Genomic DNA, 19,413 nt, shown 5'->3' with positions numbered 1-19,413 from the left:
CGAGGAGCACCATGGCACACGAGGAAGACGCACTCGAGCACGAGAGGGCTTCATGGAAGCCCGGCTCCGGGCTCGCCGTCGCGGTTCCCGACCCCGTGCAGAACCCCGGTCTCCCGGGGCACCGCCAGCGCATGACCGATCAGGACCCGCAGGCGATGAAGCGTGCGGTACGCACGGTCTACACGCTGTTCTACTTCTCCGTCGCGGCGAGCATCTGGGCGAGCATCGCCTACATGATCTTCCCGATCGAGTCGGGCGCCCTGGTCGACATCCGGAACAACAACCTGTTCATCGGTCTGGGCATCGCCTTCGCGCTGCTCGCGATCGGCATCGGCGCCATCCACTGGTCCAAGGCCGTCATGTCCGACAAGGAGCACATCGAAGACCGCCACGCGACCCGTGGCCGCGATGCCACCCGTGAGGGTGCGGTCAACGTCTTCGTCGAGGCCGAGAAGGACTCCGGTTTCGGTCGTCGCGAGATCATCCGCAACTCGATGTTCGCGGCGCTCCTCGCCTCGGTCATCCCCGGTATCACGCTGTTCCGCGGCCTCGCTCCGCAGGATGCCGATCCGGTGAAGCTGCTCAGCCACACGATGTGGAAGGGCGGCATGCGCCTCGCGCACGACCCGTCGGGCCGTCCGATCCGCGCCGCCGACGTCACGCTCGGCTCGGCCTTCCACGTCATTCCGGAAGAGCTCGCCGGAGTCGGCCACGACGAGGGCTACCTCGAAGAGAAGGCCAAGGCCATCGTTCTCCTGATGCGTCTGCAGCCCGAGTCGCTCAACCCCGAGACCAACCGCCTGGACTGGACGTACGACGGCATCGTCGCCTACTCCAAGGTCTGCACGCACGTCGGCTGCCCCGTCGCGCTCTACGAGCAGCAGACCCACCACCTCCTGTGCCCCTGCCACCAGTCGCAGTTCGACGTCGCCAACGGAGCGGCCGTCATCTTCGGCCCGGCTGCCCGTCCCCTGCCGCAGCTCCCCATCACCGTCGACGCCGAGGGTTACCTCGTCGCACAGAGTGACTTCGAAGAGCCCGTCGGCCCCAGCTTCTGGGAGCGCTCATGAGCACCGCCACCCACCCCGCGGAGAACATCACCACCGAACCGGCGGTCTACTCGGGTCCTCCCAAGGCAGACCTGCAGGGCAAGCCCCTCGGTGGCCGCTTCGTCGGCGCCGCGGCGAACTACCTCGACGAGCGCACCAGCATCTCGGGCATCGTCAAGGAGCTCGGTCGCAAGATCTTCCCCGACCACTGGTCGTTCATGCTCGGTGAGATCGCTCTGTGGAGCTTCGTCGTCGTCCTGCTGTCGGGAACGTTCCTGACGTTCTTCTTCCAGGCCTCCATGGTCGAGACGCACTACAACGGTGCGTACGAGCCCATGCGCGGCATCGCGATGTCCGCCGCCATGGAGTCGGCGCTGCACATCTCGTTCGACCTCCGCGGTGGCCTGCTCGTCCGTCAGATCCACCACTGGGCGGCTCTGGTGTTCGTGGCCGGCATCGGCGTGCACATGCTCCGCGTGTTCTTCACCGGCGCGTTCCGCAAGCCGCGCGAGCTCAACTGGGTGGTCGGCTTCATCCTGTTCATCCTCGCCATGGCCGAGGGCTTCACCGGATACTCGCTCCCCGACGACCTGCTCTCGGGCAACGGTCTGCGCATCATCGACGGCATGATCAAGGGTCTGCCCGTGATCGGCACGTGGACCTCGTTCCTCCTCTTCGGTGGCGAGTTCCCCGGTACCGCGATCGTCGGCCGCCTGTACACGCTGCACATCCTGCTGCTCCCGGCGATCCTCGTCGCGCTGCTCGCCGTGCACCTGATGCTCATGATCATCAACAAGCACACGCAGTTCGCCGGCCCCGCCCGAACGAACAGCAACGTCGTGGGCTACCCGATCCTGCCCGTGTACGCGTCCAAGATGGGCGGGTTCTTCTTCATCACGTTCGGTGTGATCGTCCTGATCGCGGCGCTCGTGACGATCAACCCCATCTGGAACTACGGCCCCTACGACCCGTCGCCGGTGTCGGCCGGTACTCAGCCCGACTGGTACATCGGCTTCGCCGACGGAATGCTGCGCCTCATCCCGCCGCACCTCGAGTTCGTGCTCTGGGACCGCACCTGGTCGTGGAACATCATCATCCCGGTCGGCGTCCTCGGTCTGTTCATCGTCCTCGTCCTGATCTACCCCTTCATCGAGGCGTGGATCACCGGCGACAAGCGCGAGCACCACATCGCCCAGCGTCCCCGGAACGCCGCCACCCGGACCGCCATCGGCGCCGCCGGTGTGACGTTCTACGCGGTCATGTGGGCGGCAGCCTCGTCCGACATCATGGCGACGCACTTCCACCTCACGATGGAAGGTGTCATCCACGCCCTGCAGGCGCTGCTGATCCTCGGACCGATCGTCGCCTACTTCGTCACGAAGCGCGTCTGCATCGCGCTGCAGAAGAAGGATCGCGAGATCGCGCTGCACGGGTACGAGTCGGGTCGCATCGTCCGCCTTCCCGGCGGCGAGTACATCGAGGTGCACCAGCCCGTCGACGAGTACGAGCGCTGGAAGCTGGTCGACAACGAGACCTACGAGCCCCTGGTGGTGCGCCCCAACGCCAAGGGTCAGATCTCGGCTCTGCAGAACTTCCGCGCCTCCGTGTCGCGCTGGTTCTTCGAGGATCGGCTCACCCCGCTCACGCAGGCTGAGCTCGATGCCGCGGTGGCCCACCAGCACCACGAGCTCGATCACATCGATCACGAGGAGGCCGACGAGATCGCCGGCGCCGATGCTCGTGCCGACGCCGAGGGTCGCCCTCACAACGCGGTCGGCGAGCGTGTCGAGGTCGAATTCCCCGCCCCGAAGGGTCTCGGCCCGGACGGCGACAAGAGCGCGTAGTCAGTCCACGAAACCCCGGTGCCTCGGCACCGGGGTTTCGTCGTTTCATTGGCGCGACCACGGGCACGGTGGAGTGGCAGGAAGCGATCGACGTCTGGCATCCCTCCCCCTCTCCCCCGAGCGCACCCGGGATCTAGCGTGGGGGCATGATCGACGCGCAAACCTACTTCTCGAACCGGCTGGCTTTCGAGACCGATCCCTCCGACGTGTACGCCGCGCAGAAGGCGGGAGACGTGTTCGTCCTCGTCGACGTGCGCGGAGACGAGGCGTGGGCGCAGGGACGCATCACCGGCGCGATCCACATGCCGTACCGGGACATCGCCGAGCGTGCGCCCATCGAACTCGACCGTGGCGTGCCCGTGGTCGTGTACTGCTGGAGCCCGGGCTGCAACGCCGGGCAGAAGGGGGCGCTCGAGTTCGCCCGTCTCGGCTACGCGGTCCGCGAGATGATCGGCGGGTACGAGTACTGGGTGCGCGAGGGCCAGCCGTTCGAGAACGATGGAGGAGCGCTCGAGCGGGTCTTCGATCCCACCGTCATGGTCGTCCGCGGCGGACACAGGCCCGCCTGAAGCCCGGGCCGGGTGTCCGTTGCCCGGGTGGACCCGCGGCCGTCGCCCCGCGTCAGCGCATTCGTGGTCGTCGCCGGGTCAGGGTATCCGCGGCCGTAGCCGGGTCAGGCGGTCTCGATGTCCTCGGTGAACCAGCGCGCCGCCGACCCGAAGAAGACCGGTTCGCTCGGCGGGACGTCGTCGTCGACGACGTCGCACACCACGACCGTGACGTTGTCGCGCGTACCGGCCTCGAGCGCCAGCGCGACCGCCGATGCCGCAGCAGAACGGGGATCTTCGGCGCTGGCGACGAGATGGGCGACGTCGCCCTCCGGCACGTAGTCGGTGAGTCCGTCGCTGCAGAGCACCCATCGGTCGCCCGGTCGCGGCGCGTGAGACGCCACCGACACCACATCGCCTTCCGAGCCCCCGAGCGACGCCGTGATGATGTTGCGACGCGGATGCGCCGCAGCCGCCTCCGGCGAGATGATGCCGTGGTCGACGAGCGCCTGCACGTAGGAGTCGTCGCGCGTCTGACGTGTGAACTCGCCGTCCCGGAGCAGATACGCGCGGGAGTCACCGGTGTGGGCGAGCAGCAATTCGGACTCGACGCCGAGGAAGACGCCGGTGAAGGTCGTAGCCATCCCCTGGAGGGCCGGGTCGCGCTCCACGTGGGCGCGGATGTCCCAGTTGGCCTCGCGGATGCGGACGAGCAGACCGTCGGCGTCGAGACCGGTGTCGCGGGTGGCCACGAGACGGTGGACCAGCGCCGCCGAGGCGAGATCGCCGGAAGGGCCACCCCCCACGCCGTCGGCCACCGCCGCACCCCAGGATGCCGCGAAAGCGGCGTCCTGATTGGTGGGACGGTGGGCGCCGGCGTCGGAGACGGCCGCGGTGTTCAACCGGAGAGGCACGAGATCAGCGCGCGAAGTACCCGCGGTAGTACTCGTACACCCAGCCGACGATGGCGATCGCGAAGATGGCGAAGGCGACGGGCACGAGCCAGCTGCCGACCGCCAGGCCGATCACGGCGATGGCCGCCGAGCCCGCGAGGACGATGGGCCACCAGGACCAGGGGCTGAACTCGCCCATCTCGGGGTCACCGTCGTCGATGTCCGCCGTCAGCGAGTCCTCGGGGAGCTCGCCGCGCTGCGCCTTGACGACACGGCTGATGTAGAACGCGATCATGGCGCTCATCAAGCCCATGAAGATCAGCGCAACCGTGCCCACCCACTCCACGGAGCCGTGGCTGATGACGTTCCACACCGCGTAGACGATGCCGATGAAGAACGCGAAGCCCGTGAGCAGCCACCAGAGTCCGACATTGGTACGCATGGGTTACTTGACCTCTCCGGCTGCGGCATCGACGACAGGCGCGTCGGGGGCATCCTTCGCGGGGCCCACACCGACCGGGATGCCGGCCTCGGGGTGGTTCAGGTCGAACGCGGGACGCTCGCTGCGGATGCGCGGGATGGACGTGAAGTTGTGGCGCGGGGGCGGGCAGGACGTCGCCCACTCCAGCGAGGCGCCGTAGCCCCACGGGTCGTCGACCGTCACGCGCGGCGCCTTGCGGGCCGTGATCCAGACGTTCAGGAGGAACGGGATCATCGAGGCGCCGAGGATCATCGATCCCACGGTGGACAGCTGGTTTCCCCAGGTGAACCCGTCCGCGGCGGCGTAATCGGCGTAGCGACGGACCATGCCGTCCACACCCAGCCAGTGCTGGATGAGGAACGTCATGTGGAAGCCGATGAAGAGCATCCAGAAGTGGACCATGCCGAGGCGCTCGTTGAGCATCTTTCCGGTCCACTTCGGCCACCAGAAGTAGAAGCCGGCGAACATCGCGAACACGACCGTGCCGAAGACGACGTAGTGGAAGTGCGCGACGACGAAGTACGAGTCCGACAGGTGGAAGTCCAACGGCGGCGAGGCCAGGATGACGCCGGTGAGGCCACCGAAGACGAACGAGACGAGGAAGCCGAGGGCGAAGACCATCGGGGTCTCGAAGGTCACGGATCCGCGCCAGAGGGTTCCGATCCAGTTGAAGATCTTCACGCCGGTGGGCACCGCGATGAGCATCGTCATGAGGGCGAAGAACGGGAGCAGGACGCCGCCCGTGACGTACATGTGGTGCGCCCACACCGCGACGGACAGGGCCGCGATCGCGATCGTCGCGTAGACGAGCGTCTTGTATCCGAAGATCGGCTTGCGGCTGAACACCGGGAAGATCTCGGAGACGATGCCGAAGAACGGCAGGGCGATGATGTACACCTCGGGGTGACCGAAGAACCAGAAGAGGTGCTGCCACAGCAGCACGCCGCCGTTCTCGGGGTTGTAGATCTGAGCGCCGAGCACGCGGTCGGCGGCGGCGGCGAAGATGGCGGCCGCGAGGACCGGGAACGCCAGGAGGATCAGGATGCTCGTGATCAGCGTGTTCCACGAGAAGATCGGCATGCGCCACATGGTCATGCCCGGCGCGCGCATGGTGAGGACCGTGGTGATGAAGTTCACGGCGCCGAGGATCGTACCGAAGCCGCTGATGCCCAGACCCAGCATCCAGAGGTTGCCTCCGACACCCGGAGAGAAGCTCGCATTCGCCAACGGCTGATACGCGAACCAGCCGAAGCCGGCGGCGCCCTGCGGGGTGAGGAAGCCCGACACCGCGATCGTGGAGCCGAAGAGGAAGAGCCAGAACGCGAAGGCGTTCAGACGCGGGAAGGCCACGTCGGGAGCACCGATCTGCAGCGGCAGCAGCGCGTTGGCGAAACCGGCGAACAGCGGCGTCGCGAACATCAGCAGCATGATCGTGCCGTGCATCGTGAAGAGCTGGTTGTACTGCTCCTTGGTGGGGATGATCTGCATCCCGGGCTCGAACAGTTCGGCACGGATGATGAGGGCCATCACGCCGCCGAGCATGAAGAAGAGCACCGACGAGATGAGGTACATGTACCCGATCGTCTTGTGGTCGGTGGAGGTGATCCACTTGACGACCAGGTTGCCCTTCTCCTCGACGCGGGTGCTGCTCAGCAGCGCGGCCTGGCGGGGCGGGAGGGTCGTGGGGCGCGAAGGACCCGTTCCCTGGAGCGGAAGCGTCGTGGCCATGATCACTTGTTCCCTTCGGCGCCGGCCGTGTTGAGGTTCTGCAGGCGGGACAGATCGCTGATGTCGCCGACATCGCCGGCCTCGCGCAGCGAGTCGAGGTACGCCTCGTACTCGGCCTCGCTGACGACCTTGACGTTGAAGAGCATCGCGGAGTGGTACTCGCCGCAGAGCTCGGCGCACTTGCCTTCGTACGTGCCCTCGCGCGTCGGCGTGAACGACCATTCGTTCTCGCGGCCGAGGTACATGTCCTTCTTGTAGAGGAAGTCGATGATCCAGAACGAGTGGATGACATCGCGCGAGCGCAGGTCGATCTTCACCGTCTTGTTGACCGGGAGGTACAGCGTCGGGACGTCCTGCAGGTCGTATCCGTCGCCGGTCGCCTTGGCCTGGACGCCCATCGAGTACACGGCGTCGGAGTTGTCCTCGCGGGTGCCGTTGTACTGGAAGTCCCACGCCCACTGCTTGCCGTAGGCCGTGATGGACACGTCGGGGTTGTCGTACTGGGTCTCGAGGGTGTTCTGGTCACGAGCGGTGAACGCGAAGAACCCGATCACGAGGATCAGCGGCACGACCGTGTAGAAGATCTCGACCGGCATGTTGTAGCGCAGCTGCACCGGCAGGCCGGACTGGCCCTTGCGACGGCGGTAGGCGATGACGGCCCACAGCATCAGGCCCCATGTGATGACGCCGACCGCGAGCAGCACGATCCACGAGTTCACCCACAGACCGGCCACCATGTCGGTGTGGTTCGTCGCAGGCGTCCCGTCATCGACGAACCCCGGGAGGAATCCGTGCAGCTGCGACGTGGTGCAGCCCGAAAGGAGTGCGACGGAAGCGATCCCGACGGGGACGGCTGCCCAACGAAGGCGACGTTTGGAGGGCACAGTGCACCTTTCCGGGTCGTGGATGTTGCTCTCGACAGTCTAGAGCAACCTCTTACGGTTCTCTGGCCAATCGTCCAGCACCGAAGCATCGAAAACCCCCGGTTTTCGCGGTGTGATCCGCGGTTCCCGGGGGTCGTCGAATTCGGCGCCGGAGCGTCGTGGCGCGGCTCAGTGGAAGCTGTCGCCGCACGCGCAGGAGCCCTGCGCGTTGGGGTTGTCGATCGTGAAGCCCTGCTCCGAGATCGTGTCCTTGAAGTCGATGCTCGCACCGTCGAGGTACGGGACGCTCATGTCGTCGACGATGACCTCGACACCGTCGAAGTCGGCGACCTTGTCGCCGTCGAGGTAGCGCTCGTCGAAGTAGAGCTGGTAGATCAGGCCCGAGCATCCGCCCGGCTGCACGGCGACGCGCAGTCGCAGATCGTCGCGTCCTTCCTGGGACAGCAGGCTCTTCACCTTGTCGGCGGCGGCGTCGGTCAGGGCGACTCCGTGCTCGCGGGTGACGGCGTCGGACGACAGTGTCGTGTCGGTCATGGCGTGGCCCTTCGGGTCGTTCGGTCGCGGGGACGAGTCGATTCTACGCCCGCCTCGTCCCCGCGGAGCCGATCAGACGGTGCGGCGGTTCAGACGTTCCAGCAGCAGGGCCTCGGAGACCAGCGCGTTGCGGAACGTCTCGAGGTGCAGCGACTCGTTCGGGCTGTGGGCACGGGCGTGCGGGTCCTCGACACCGGTCACCAGGATCTGCGCACCGGGGAACTCCCGCACGAGGTCGGCGATGAACGGGATCGATCCGCCGATGCCGACGTCGACCGCATCGACGCCGTACCCGTCGGCGAAGGCGGCGCGAGCGTCCTCGACGGCCCATCCCGCGGTGTCGACGAGGAACGCGTCGCCGCAGTCCACGTCCGTGAACTCCAGCTGCGCACCGAAGGGCGCGTGGGCACGCAGGTGCGCCTCGATCGCGGCGAAGGCCTCCGCCGCCGGCTGTCCGGGTGCGACGCGCGCGCTGATGACGACACGCGTCTCGGGCGCCAGGGTGTTCGACGCCGCTTCCACGGGCGTGGCATCCCATCCCGTGATGGTGACGGACGGCTTGTTCCAGATCCGGCTGAGGATGCTGTCGCGGCCGATCGGCGACACGCCGTCGAGCAGCCCGGACTCCGCGCGAAGGGTCGCCTCGTCGTACCCCGGCGTCTCGGCGTCGCGCACGGCGAGGCCCTCGACCGCGACGGCGCCCTCGTCGTCCCACAGCGTCGCGAGGAGCTTGACCGTGGCGAGCATGGCATCCGGAACCGCGCCGCCCATCATCCCGGAGTGGGACGCGTGCGCGAGAGTGCGGACAGTGAGGGTGAACCGCGCGTTCCCGCGCAGCGACACCGTCAGTCCGGGGGTGCGGTCGTCCCAGTTCCCCGAGTCGGCCACGACGATGACATCGGAGCGGAGGACGTCGGCGTGGTCCTGGAGGAACTGCGCGAAGGAGCGGGAACCGTACTCCTCCTCCCCCTCGATGAACACGGCGATGCCGAGGTCGAGGTCGTCGCCGAGAGCATCGGCGAGGGCGCGGATCGCGCCGACGTGCACCATGATGCCGGCCTTGTCGTCGGCGGCTCCGCGTCCGTAGAGGCGGCCGTCCCGGACCGTGGGCTCGAACGGGGGCGAGTCCCAGAGCGCCTCGTCGCCCGGCGGCTGGACGTCGTGGTGGGCGTAGAGGAGGACGGTGGGGCGGCCGTTCCGGGCCGGACGGGATGCCAGGACCGCGGGCTGTCCGAGTTCGTCGGCGTCGGCGATCGCGGCGCGCGCCACATCGACCCGCTCGAACACCCCCGTGCCGCGGAGCAGCTCGGCGACCGCCTCGGCGCTGCGGGCCACCCCCGACTGGTCGAACGCGGGCCAGGCGATGGAGGGGATGCGCACCAGCGCACCGAGGTCGGCGAGGGCTGCGGGGATGCCGTCGGACGCGGTGGCGCGTACGGCATCCTGCCGGGACAGGTCAGGGGTCATGCGGGTAATCTTAAATCTCCGATCCAGTGAGCTCTCGAGGTTATCCGTGGCCAAGTCCCCCGCCCCCGTCCCCAACGACACCCCCGTCGCGTCGGATGCCACCGCCGCGGGCAAGGGGCGCGCGACACCGTCTCGGGCCGAGCAGGAGGCCGCGCGCAAGCGCCCCCTCGTGGCCGACACCAAGGAGGCGAAGGCCCGCGCCCGCGCCGACCTGGCCGCGCAGCGCGAGAAGGCCCGCGTGGGAATGGCCGCCGGCGACGAGCGCTACCTCCCGGTCCGCGACAAGGGTCCGCAGCGCCGCTTCGCGCGCGACTTCGTCGACGCCGGATGGCACCTCGGCGAGGGCGTGATGCCCTTCATGATCCTCGTCATCGTGCTGACGCTCGTGCCGAACGGCTTCTTCCAATACTGGTCGTTCGTGGCGCTGTGGATCTTCATCCTCTTCGTCATCGGCGACATGATCATCACCTCGATCCGCGTGAAGCGTGCGGCCAAGGCGAAGTTCGGCGAGGACCGACTCGAGAAGGGTCTCGGCTGGTACTCGGCGATGCGCACCGTGCAGATGCGGTTCATGCGCCTGCCCAAGGCACAGGTCAAGCGGGGCCAGTACCCGGCCTGACCGCGACTCTTCGACGGCGGCGTGTCCTTCGGGGCACGCCGCCGTCGTCGTCTTCCGCACCGGCGGCGGAGCCGTCGACCCGCGCATCGCGCGTCCGCGGCGGCCGACCGTGCGAGTCAGCCGCGAGCGGCGAGCCCGCGGTTGATCTGCCGCGCCCACAGGGGGCCGAGGTAGAGGAAGGCGGTGTAGCCCTGGACCAGGGTCGCCCCGTGGGCGAGACGCTCACGGACGTCGGAGGCGGTCTCCACTCCCCCGGCCGAGATCACGACGAAGTCCGCCGGGACCGCCGCGCGGACGAGATCCAGGACCTCGAGGGCGCGCTGCTTCAACGGCGCGCCCGACAGCCCGCCGGCACCGGCCGCCTCGACCGTCGAGGCCGGCGTCCGCAGCCCGTCCCGGGCGATGGTCGTGTTGGTGGCGATGATCCCCGACAGACCCACGTCCACGGCGAGTCGGGCGATGTCGCCCACCTCGTCGTCGGCGAGGTCGGGAGCGATCTTCACCAGGAGGGGGGTGGCGCCGGCGGCCTCGAGCACCGCGGTCAGCAGCGGCCGCAGCGTCTCCACCGCCTGCAGCCCGCGAAGACCCGGGGTGTTCGGCGACGAGACGTTGACGACGAGGTAGTCGGCGAGCGGTGCGAGCAGGCGCGCACTCCGGACGTAGTCGGTCGTGGCATCCTCGACCGCCACCGCCCGGCTCTTGCCGATGTTGACCCCGATCACCGGACGCCGACGCGATCGGCGGAGAGCCCGCAGACGGCGTGCGGCGACGTCGGCACCTTCGTTGTTGAATCCCATGCGGTTGATCACGGCACGGTCGGCGACCAGACGGAACAGGCGCGGCTTCGGATTGCCCGGCTGCGGCAGGGCCGTGATCGTCCCCACCTCGACGTGCCCGAACCCCAGGGCACGGAGGCCGCGCACCATCGTCACGTTCTTGTCGAACCCGGCAGCCACGCCGAAAGGCGACTCGAAGGTCAGGCCCAGAGCCCACACGCGCTGAGACGGGTCGGCCGCCGTCGCGGTCCGGACCGCGGATGCCACCGGACCCACGCCCGCCGCGCGGATGACGAGAGCACCGAGGTGGTGCGCGAACTCGGGATCGAGGCGGCTCAGGACCGAGCGGAAGAGAAGGGGATACATCCCCGCCAGGCTACTGGACGTCGTCGAGCGCCGCGGGCTCGACCGTCGGCCGGGAGGCGTGGTCGGCGCGCAGCTGGGCGATGGCCGCGTCGAAGTCGTCCAGCGACTCGAACGCCTGGTACACGCTCGCGAAACGGAGGAACGCCACCTCGTCGAGCTCCCGCAACGGGCCCAGAATCGACAGGCCGATCTCGTTGGCCTCGATCTGCGACGACCCCGTCTGGCGGATCGCCTCCTCGACCTGCTGCGCGAGCATGGCGAGATCGGCATCCGTCACCGGCCGCCCCTGGCACGCCTTCCGGACGCCCGACATGACCTTCTCGCGGCTGAAGGGCTCGACGACGCCGGACCGCTTGATCACGTTCAGGCTCGCGGTCTCGACGGTGGAGAATCGGCCGCCGCATTTCGGACACTGCCGGCGCCGACGGATGCTGAGCCCGTCATCGCTCGTGCGGGAGTCGATGACGCGGGAATCGGGATTGCGACAGAACGGGCAATGCATGGGAGACCTCGATCAGTCGGCGAAACGCGCCGTGACGGCCTCGCCGTGCGCGGGCAGGGCCTCGGCCTCGGCGAGGGTGACGATGGACTCGTGCACCGCCTCCAGGGCGGCCCGGTCGTACTCGACGACCTGCTGCGGCCGGAGGAAGGTGGCGGCCGAGAGACCCGCACCGTAGCGGGCCTGCCCGCCGGTGGGGAGCACGTGGTTGCTGCCGGCGAGGTAGTCGCCGAGGCTGACGGGCGTGTACGGGCCGACGAACACCGCGCCGGCGTTGACGTAGTCCTCGGGGCGCGGATCGGCCAGGTGCAGTTCGAGGTGCTCGGGCGCGTAGGCGTTGCTGAACTCGGTGGCCTGGGCGATGTCGTCGACCAGCACGATCGCCGACTGCGGCCCACCGAAGGCCGCCCGGACCCGCTCGGTGTGGCGGGTACCGGCGACACGGGGCTCGAGCGCGGCGCGGACGGCCTCGGCGAGCTCGGCGGAATCGGTGACGAGGACGGCCGAGGCCTGCTCGTCGTGCTCGGCCTGACTGACCAGGTCTGCGGCGACCAGTGCGGCGTCGGCCGTCCCGTCGGCCACGATGAGGATCTCGGTCGCACCGGCCTCCGAGTCCGTGCCCACGCGTCCGGCCACGGCCCGCTTCGCCGACGCGACGAAGTTGTTGCCGGGACCAGTCACCACGTCCACCGGGTGCAGATCCAGCGACGGGACCCCCCACGCGAACGCGCCGATCGCGCCGGCCCCACCCATCGCGTAGACCTCGCTGACCCCGAGCAGCTTCGCCGCGGCGAGGATCACGGGGTGGACGCGACCGCCGAACTCGGACTGCGGCGGCGAAGCGAGCGCCACCTCGCGCACGCCGGCGACCTGGGCGGGCACGACGTTCATCACGACGCTCGACGGGTAGACGGCCTTGCCGCCCGGGACGTAGAGACCGACACGCCGGACCGGCTGCCAGCGCTGCGTGACCCGCGCCCCGGGGCCGATCTCGGTGACCACGGGCGCGGGGACCTGTGCGGCGGACGCGGCGCGCACGCGACGGATCGCCTCATCGAGGGCGGCGCGGATGCCGGGATCCAGATCTGCGAGAGCCTCGTCGAGGTGCGCGGCGGGCACGGCGATGGCGTGACCGCTGACGCGGTCGAACGTCTCGGCCTGCTCGCGGAGGGCTTCTTCGCCCCGGCGGGCGACGTCCTCGACGATGCGCGCCGCCGTCGCGAGCGCCTCATCACGGGCTGCGTCGGCACGGGGAACAACGGCGAGGAACTCGGCCGGCGAGAGCGCGCGACCGCGCAGATCGATGGTGCGGAGCATTCCTCCAGGCTACCGCCCGAAGGCGAGCCGCCCGCCGTGCGGCGGGCGGCTCGCAGACGGTGATCAGCCGCGCGTGATGCCCGTGACGTCGTGCAGGTACCCGATGCGTCCGTCGTCGTGGCGGACGACGAACGTCTCACCGCGGTCCTCGATCACGAGAGCCCACGCCGTGGGACCGACGCGGAAGATCGGGGTGCCGTAGTCGTCGACGACGTCGCGCTCCTCGGGGGCCAACGCCCAGAACGCCTGCGGCTGCGGGTGCCGTGGAGCGGCCTCGTGCTCGCGCGTGCGATCGGCGGATGCCGGGGATGCCTCCGCACCGATCACGTCGGTGTCGTGGGTGTCGCCGTGCGTCGGGAACACGGAGGTCGCCGGCTCGGCGTCGGTGCGTGGAAGGTCGGTCGATCCCGTGTAGCTCCCGGGCACGGGGCCGTGGTCGTCCGTCGCCTCGTGGCCCTCGGGAGCGGAAGCGGGAGCGGGCGCCGACGGCGTGCGCACCGGGCGAGGACGGGCCGGACGCTTCGCCACCGCCCGGACCGGGCGGGCGTTGCGGTGGGCGGGCGCGTCGGGACGCTCCTGGAAGTCTTGCTCGAACGGCGGGATGATCGGCGCGAAGACCGTGAGGACGACACCGGCCAGCGCGAACACGGCACCGACCCAGACGACCCAGGTGCGGGTCCAGAGGCCGGTCTCGGCCGCCACGGACACGGCGTCCCAGACCCACGCGACCCACACGAGAGCGGCGACCGAGAAGGCCACCGAAGCGAACTGGTCGATCCCCAACGACCCGACCCGTCGGATGCCCTGGGGAGACAGCCGGCGGAGAACCAGCAGCCCCACCGCGATCGTCGGGAGGGCGACCGTGGGGATCCACCACACGCCGGACAGCCAGACGTTGTCGCCGCCGCCGAGGACGCGGACGTTCGCGGGCAGGTTGTTGGTCGGGAAGAACGAGATGAGGAAGATCACGGCCCAGATCCCGAGCAGAGCGATCTCGCGGATCGAGAAGGGGCCGACGCCGTACTGCGGTGCGGTGTCGGCCGATGCGGACGCGTCGCGCGGAGCGTGTGCGGCGTGCTCGTCGGCGTCGGGCAGCTCGGTGTGCGTCGAGCGGCGGGCGTTGACGTGCGTGCGTGCACCCACCTGCTGCCCGGAGGACGCGTCGTCGTCCACGTCGTGGTCGACCTCATCGGCGCCGGCGGTGGGGCGCGCGCTCCGCGGCTCGTCCGCGGCATCCGGGGCGACCGCGGGAGCGTGGCCGTTCTCTTGGTACACGGAGTCGTCCTCCGCCGCCGAGCCCGCGTCGTGCGCGGGCAGGTCGTCGTAGCGATCGGTCACGATGGTCCTTTCGTTCGAGTGCCTCGGCACCCGTCGTCACTGTGAGACTGGCCGCGTCGTCCCGGGGAGGACCCCGGGTTGACAGCACGGCCGGGGCGTCAGCCCAGGCAGTTCGGGCCGAGCAGGCCCTTGAGCTCTCCGAAGAGATCAGCGGTCACCCGCACCGGCATGGGCACCTCGAAGACCTTGGCGGTGCCACCTTTGTGGAGCTTGAGAGTCACCTCCGTGTCGCCGGCGTGCCGACGCAGCATCTGGGCGAGCTCGCCGACGAGCGTTTCGTTCGCCCGCTGCTCGGGGACGACCAGTGTAAGACCGCTCATCGCGTCGAAGCCCTCGAGGTCGGGCACGAACGCCGACTGCGCGTGGAGGTTCAGACCGTCGTCGCGACGGGACACGCGGCCGCGGACGACGAGGATCGAGTCCGCCTGCAGCACGGGAGCGAACTCGGCGTAGGTCTTGCCCATGAACATCACGGTCACCTCGCCGTTGAAGTCCTCGACAGTGACCATGCCATAGGGGTTGCCGCTCTGCTTCGCGACGCGGTGCTGGACGCTGGTGAGCAGACCCGCGACGGTGACCTGGTCACCGTCCTGCACGTCGTCGGAGGCGAGCAGGTCGTGGATCGAAGTCGACGCGTGCTTGGCGAGGGGCACCTCGAGCCCGGCCAGCGGGTGGTCCGAGACGTAGAGCCCCAGCATCTCCCGCTCGAACGCCAGCTTGTCCTTCTTCGTCCACTCCGGACGTTCGGGGACCTTCACGACCTGCTGCGGCTCGTCCCACAGCGAGTCGAAATCAAAGCCCACCTCGCCGTTCGCCTCGCGGCGCTTGTCGAGCACGGCCCCCTCGCAGGCGTCCTCGTGGATCTCGACGAGCGCACGGCGCGTGGACCCGAGGGAGTCGAACGCCCCCGCCTTGATGAGGGATTCCACCGTGCGCTTGTTGGCCACGTGCAGCGGCACCTTGGACAGGAAGTCGTGGAACGACGTGTACTTGGCTTCCTGACGCGCCGCGACGATCCCGTCGACGACGTTGGTGCCGACGTTGCGGACGGCGCCCAGACCGAAGCGGATGTCTTCCCCGACGGCCGCGAAGAACCGGATCGATTCGTTCACATCGGGCGGGAGCACCTTGATGCCCATGCGGCGGCACTCGTTGAGGTACACCGCCATCTTGTCCTTGGAATCGCCGACGCTCGTGAGCAGGGCGGCCATGTACTCGGCGGGATAGTGGGCCTTCAGGTAGGCCGTCCAGTACGACACCAGACCGTACGCGGCGGTGTGCGCCTTGTTGAACGCGTAGTCGGCGAACGACTCGAGCACCTTCCACAGCGTCTGCTGAGCCACGTCGCCGAAGCCGCGCTCGGTCATGCCGCCGAAGAAGATCTCTTTCTGCTTGTCGAGTTCGCTCTTCTTCTTCTTTCCCATCGCGCGCCGGAGGAGGTCGGCTTGACCGAGGGTGTAGCCGGCGACGCGCTGGGCCACGGCCATGACCTGCTCCTGATAGACGATCAGGCCGTACGTGGTGTCGAGGATGTCGGCGAGCGGCTCTTCCAGCTCGGGGTGGATCGGCTCGATCTCCTGCTGCTTGTTCTTGCGCAACGCGTAGTTGATATGCGAGTTCACGCCCATCGGGCCGGGTCGGTAGAGCGCGAGGACCGCCGAGATGTCCTCGAAGTTGTCGGGGCGCATGAGGCGCAGCAGCGACCGCATGGGTCCGCCGTCGAGCTGGAAGACGCCTAGCGTGTCGCCGCGCGCGAGGAGTTCGTAGGATGCCGCGTCGTCGAGGTCGAGGTCTTCGAGCACGAGGGGGTGCCCGCGGTTCGCCTCGATGTTGTCGAGCGCGTCGTTGATGATCGTGAGGTTGCGCAGCCCCAGGAAGTCCATCTTGATGAGCCCGAGGGACTCGCACGCGGGGTAGTCGAACTGCGTGACGATCTGGCCGTCCTGCTCGCGGCGCATGATCGGGATGATGTCGATCAGCGGCTCGCTCGACATGATGACACCGGCGGCGTGCACACCCCACTGGCGCTTGAGGTTCTCGAGTCCCAGGGCGGTGTCGAACACCGTCTTGGCCTCGGGGTCGGTCTCGATCAGCGTGCGGAACTCGCTCGCCTCCTTATACCGCGGGTGCTCGGGGTTGAACATGCCGTCCAGCGGCATGTCCTTGCCCATCACGGCGGGCGGCATGGCCTTGGTGAGCTTGTCGCCCATGCTGAACGGGAACCCCAGGACGCGACCCGCGTCCTTGAGCGCCTGCTTGGCCTTGATCGTGCCGTACGTGACGATCTGGGCGACGCGTTCGTCTCCGTACTTCTCGGTCACGTACTGGATGACCTCGCCGCGACGCCGGTCGTCGAAGTCGACGTCGAAGTCGGGCATCGACACGCGGTCGGGGTTGAGGAAGCGCTCGAAGATGAGGCCGTGCTGCAGGGGGTCGAGGTCGGTGATCTTCATCGCGTACGCGACCATCGAGCCGGCGCCCGAACCGCGGCCCGGTCCCACGCGGATGCCGTGGTCCTTGGCCCAGTTGATGAAGTCGGCGACGACGAGGAAGTATCCCGGGAACCCCATCTGGAGGATGACGCCGGTCTCGTACTCGGCCTGCTTGCGCACCTCGTCGGGGATGCCGCCCGGGTACCGGTCGTGGAGCCCGGTCTCGACCTCTTTGATCATCCAGCTGTCTTCGGTCTCGCCGTCGGGGACCGGGAAGCGGGGCATGTAGTTGGCCGAGGTGTTGAACTCGACGTCGCATCGCTCGGCGATCAGGAGCGTGTTGTCGCACGCTTCAGGGTTGTCGCGGAACACCTGCCGCATCTCGGCGGCGGACTTGACGTAGTAGCCGTCGCCGTCGAACTTGAAGCGCTTGGGGTCATCGAGCGTCGAGCCGGACTGCACGCACAGCAGAGCCGCATGACTCGTGGCGTCGTGCTGGTGCGTGTAGTGGAGGTCGTTCGTGCCCAGGAGCGGGATGTCGAGCTCTTTGGCGAGCCGCAGCAGATCCGACATGATGCGGCGCTCGATCGACAGACCGTGGTCCATGATCTCGGCGAAGTAGTTGTCCTTGCCGAAGATGTCCTGGAACTCGGCCGCGGCCGCCTTGGCCGCGTCGTACTGCCCTAGGCGCAGGCGCGTCTGGACCTCGCCCGAGGGACACCCGGTCGTCGCGATGAGGCCCTTGCTGTACGTCTGCAGCAGCTCGCGGTCCATGCGGGGCTTGAAGTAGTAGCCCTCCATGCTCGACCGCGACGACAGCCGGAACAGGTTGTGCATGCCCTCGGTGGTCTCGGACAGCAGCGTCATGTGCGTGTACGCGCCGGAACCGGACACGTCGTCGCTCTGCTGCTCGGGCGTCCCCCACCGCACGCGCGACTTGTCGGAGCGATGGGTGCCGGGCGTCACGTAGGCCTCGATGCCGATGATCGGCTTGATGCCGGCATCCTTCGCCGTCTTGTAGAACTCGTAGGCGGCGAAGGTGTTGCCGTGATCGGTCACCGCGATCGCCGGCATGCCCAGTTTCACGGCCTCCTGCACCATGGGTCCGATGCGCGCGGCCCCATCGAGCATGGAGTACTCGCTGTGCACGTGAAGGTGAACGAAGGAGTCTGCTGCCACCCGTCGAGTGTACGTTCCTCCCCCGACATCGGCCTGGGTTAGCGTGGGCGCGTGCCCACTCCCGACTTCGTCCTGGAACTGCGCCGCCACGTCGGCACGATGCCCCTGCCGCTGGTGGGAGTGACCGCCGTCGTGGTCCGAGGGGACGAGCTCCTCCTGGGCCGCCGCAGCGACACGGGCCGGCTCACGCCCGTCACCGGCATCGTCGATCCCGGCGAGGAACCCGCCGACGCCGCGGTTCGCGAGGCCGAGGAGGAGGCGGGTGTCCGCATCCGCGTCGAGCGGCTCGCCTGGGTGCATCAGATCCCCCGCGTCACCTACGCCAACGGCGACCGGAGCGACTACCTCGACCTGACGTTCGCGTGCACCTGGGTCGACGGCGAGCCCGAGCCCGTGGACGGCGAGATGACCGAGGTCGGGTGGCATCCCGTCTCGGAGATCGACCGGATCCTGGATGCCGAGATGGCGGCGCGCGTGCGCGCGGCGCTCACGCCCGGACCGGCCCGGTTCGAGGGCGGCCGCTGACCCGTCGCCTCAGGCGCCGTCGCGCAGCACGTCGAGGGCGTGCTGCAGATCGGCCGGGTAGGGCGACTCGAAGCTCGCCCACTCCCCCGTCGCCGGGTGGGCGAAGGCGAGCCGGTGGGCGTGCAGCCACTGGCGCGTGAGACCGAGCCGGGCCGACAGCGTGGGGTCGGCGCCGTACAGCGGGTCGCCCGCGCACGGGTGCCGGTGCGCGGCCATGTGGACGCGGATCTGGTGCGTCCGGCCCGTCTCGAGGTGGATCTCCAGCAACGACGCCCGCGGGAACGCCTCGAGGGTCTCGTAGTGGGTGACGGAGTCCTTGCCGTCGGGGGTCACGGCGAACTTCCACGAATGATGCGGATGCCGCCCGATCGGGGCGTCGATCGTTCCGGCGAGCGGATCGGGGTGCCCCTGGACGACGGCGTGGTAGATCTTGTCGACGGTCCGGTCCTTGAAGGCCGCCTTCAGCACGGTGTAGGCCCGCTCGGTCTTGGCCACGACCATGAGACCGCTCGTGCCCACGTCGAGGCGGTGGACGATTCCCCGCCGCTCGGCGGCCCCGCTCGTGGCGATCCGGAATCCCGCGGCGGCCAACGCACCGAGGACGGTCGGCCCCTCCCACCCCACCGACGGATGCGCGGCGACCCCGGACGGCTTGTCGACGACGACGATGTCGTCGTCGTCCCACACGATGCCGAGGTCGGGCACGGCGACGGGCACCACTTCCGGGTCGCGCTTGGGCTCCCACTCGACGCTCAGCCACGTGCCCGCGCGCAACCGATCGGACCGACCGACCGTGCGCCCGTCGACCGTCACTCCGCCGGCGTCGGCCACCTCCGCCGCGAACGTGCGCGAGAAGCCCAGCATCTTGGCGAGGGCCTGGTCGACGCGCGCCCCCTCGAGCCCGTCCGGGACGGGAAGACTCCGCGAGTCCATG

The 19,413-nt window shown here is 68.8% G+C and carries 17 protein-coding genes; 5 read left to right on the top strand and 12 right to left on the bottom strand.

The annotated features are described in order from the left end of the window. Window positions 1-11 precede the first annotated feature (11 nt). The 3 genes from qcrA (at window position 12) to QM517_RS17425 (ending at window position 3,462) form a co-directional block, all read left to right on the top strand. Window positions 12-1,070 (top strand): cytochrome bc1 complex Rieske iron-sulfur subunit, encoded by a 1,059-nt coding sequence (qcrA, locus tag QM517_RS17435; RefSeq protein WP_077049911.1) that lies wholly within the window; start codon window positions 12-14, stop codon window positions 1,068-1,070. Next, window positions 1,067-2,893, top strand: coding sequence for a cytochrome bc1 complex cytochrome b subunit (qcrB, locus tag QM517_RS17430; protein ID WP_077049910.1), 1,827 nt, complete (start codon window positions 1,067-1,069; stop codon window positions 2,891-2,893). Before qcrA ends, qcrB begins: the two co-directional genes overlap by 4 nt. Before the next feature lie 146 nt (window positions 2,894-3,039). Further along, window positions 3,040-3,462, top strand: coding sequence for a rhodanese-like domain-containing protein (locus tag QM517_RS17425; RefSeq protein WP_283289331.1), 423 nt, complete (start codon window positions 3,040-3,042; stop codon window positions 3,460-3,462). A 104-nt stretch (window positions 3,463-3,566) separates the two neighbouring features. Here QM517_RS17425 and QM517_RS17420 read toward each other — a convergent pair whose 3' ends face one another. The 6 genes from QM517_RS17420 to QM517_RS17395 all read right to left on the bottom strand — a co-directional run bounded on the left by QM517_RS17420 (window position 3,567) and on the right by QM517_RS17395 (window position 9,428). Then, entirely contained in the window at window positions 3,567-4,355 is a 789-nt protein-coding gene (locus QM517_RS17420; RefSeq protein ID WP_283289329.1) for a PP2C family protein-serine/threonine phosphatase, read from the bottom strand. Between the two features lie 4 nt (window positions 4,356-4,359). Further along, window positions 4,360-4,776, bottom strand: a complete 417-nt coding sequence (locus QM517_RS17415) for a cytochrome c oxidase subunit 4 (protein WP_077049907.1) — start codon at window positions 4,774-4,776, stop codon at window positions 4,360-4,362. A 3-nt stretch (window positions 4,777-4,779) separates the two neighbouring features. Then, on the bottom strand, window positions 4,780-6,543 hold the full coding sequence (gene ctaD, locus QM517_RS17410) for an aa3-type cytochrome oxidase subunit I (RefSeq protein WP_077050115.1): 1,764 nt from the start codon (window positions 6,541-6,543) through the stop codon (window positions 4,780-4,782). A gap of 2 nt (window positions 6,544-6,545) precedes the next feature. Beyond that, window positions 6,546-7,427 carry an aa3-type cytochrome oxidase subunit II gene (gene ctaC / locus QM517_RS17405; RefSeq protein WP_083734962.1) on the bottom strand — a complete coding sequence of 294 codons (882 nt, stop codon included), beginning with the start codon at window positions 7,425-7,427 and terminating at the stop codon, window positions 6,546-6,548. Between the two features lie 168 nt (window positions 7,428-7,595). After that, on the bottom strand, window positions 7,596-7,961 hold the full coding sequence (gene erpA / locus QM517_RS17400; protein ID WP_076490686.1) for an iron-sulfur cluster insertion protein ErpA: 366 nt from the start codon (window positions 7,959-7,961) through the stop codon (window positions 7,596-7,598). A 72-nt stretch (window positions 7,962-8,033) separates the two neighbouring features. Next, entirely contained in the window at window positions 8,034-9,428 is a 1,395-nt protein-coding gene (locus QM517_RS17395; protein ID WP_160897368.1) for a dipeptidase, read from the bottom strand. A 46-nt stretch (window positions 9,429-9,474) separates the two neighbouring features. Here QM517_RS17395 and QM517_RS17390 point away from each other — a divergent pair, with 46 nt between their 5' ends. Beyond that, a complete protein-coding gene (locus QM517_RS17390) occupies window positions 9,475-10,047 on the top strand; it encodes a DUF3043 domain-containing protein (protein ID WP_077049904.1) in 573 nt (190 codons plus the stop codon). A gap of 116 nt (window positions 10,048-10,163) precedes the next feature. Here QM517_RS17390 and QM517_RS17385 read toward each other — a convergent pair whose 3' ends face one another. The 5 genes from QM517_RS17385 to dnaE all read right to left on the bottom strand — a co-directional run bounded on the left by QM517_RS17385 (window position 10,164) and on the right by dnaE (window position 17,906). Continuing rightward, window positions 10,164-11,189 (bottom strand): quinone-dependent dihydroorotate dehydrogenase, encoded by a 1,026-nt coding sequence (locus QM517_RS17385; protein ID WP_283289320.1) that lies wholly within the window; start codon window positions 11,187-11,189, stop codon window positions 10,164-10,166. 10 nt (window positions 11,190-11,199) lie between these two features. Further along, on the bottom strand, window positions 11,200-11,691 hold the full coding sequence (gene nrdR / locus QM517_RS17380) for a transcriptional regulator NrdR (protein ID WP_077049902.1): 492 nt from the start codon (window positions 11,689-11,691) through the stop codon (window positions 11,200-11,202). 12 nt (window positions 11,692-11,703) lie between these two features. Next, entirely contained in the window at window positions 11,704-13,005 is a 1,302-nt protein-coding gene (hisD, locus tag QM517_RS17375) for a histidinol dehydrogenase (protein WP_283289314.1), read from the bottom strand. 63 nt (window positions 13,006-13,068) lie between these two features. Next, a complete protein-coding gene (locus QM517_RS17370; RefSeq protein ID WP_283289312.1) occupies window positions 13,069-14,343 on the bottom strand; it encodes a hypothetical protein in 1,275 nt (424 codons plus the stop codon). Between the two features lie 98 nt (window positions 14,344-14,441). Next, the gene (gene dnaE / locus QM517_RS17365; protein ID WP_374114713.1) at window positions 14,442-17,906 is read right to left on the bottom strand and encodes a DNA polymerase III subunit alpha; all 3,465 of its coding nucleotides are present in this window, start codon (window positions 17,904-17,906) and stop codon (window positions 14,442-14,444) included. Window positions 17,907-18,005: 99 nt separating this feature from the next. On the opposite strand from dnaE, the gene QM517_RS17360 reads away from it, so the two are divergent. Then, window positions 18,006-18,479, top strand: coding sequence for an NUDIX domain-containing protein (locus tag QM517_RS17360; RefSeq protein WP_283289308.1), 474 nt, complete (start codon window positions 18,006-18,008; stop codon window positions 18,477-18,479). A gap of 9 nt (window positions 18,480-18,488) precedes the next feature. Here the strand turns inward: QM517_RS17360 and QM517_RS17355 are convergent, their stop codons facing one another. Then, window positions 18,489-19,412 carry an RluA family pseudouridine synthase gene (locus QM517_RS17355; protein ID WP_278101423.1) on the bottom strand — a complete coding sequence of 308 codons (924 nt, stop codon included), beginning with the start codon at window positions 19,410-19,412 and terminating at the stop codon, window positions 18,489-18,491. Window position 19,413: the final 1 nt, after the last annotated feature.

The sequence above is a fragment of the Microbacterium sp. IEGM 1404 genome (genome assembly GCF_030056775.1).
Lineage (GTDB): Bacteria > Actinomycetota > Actinomycetes > Actinomycetales > Microbacteriaceae > Microbacterium.
The sequence above is the reverse complement of the archived record's forward strand: the minus strand, read 5'-3'. Positions and strand labels throughout refer to the sequence as shown.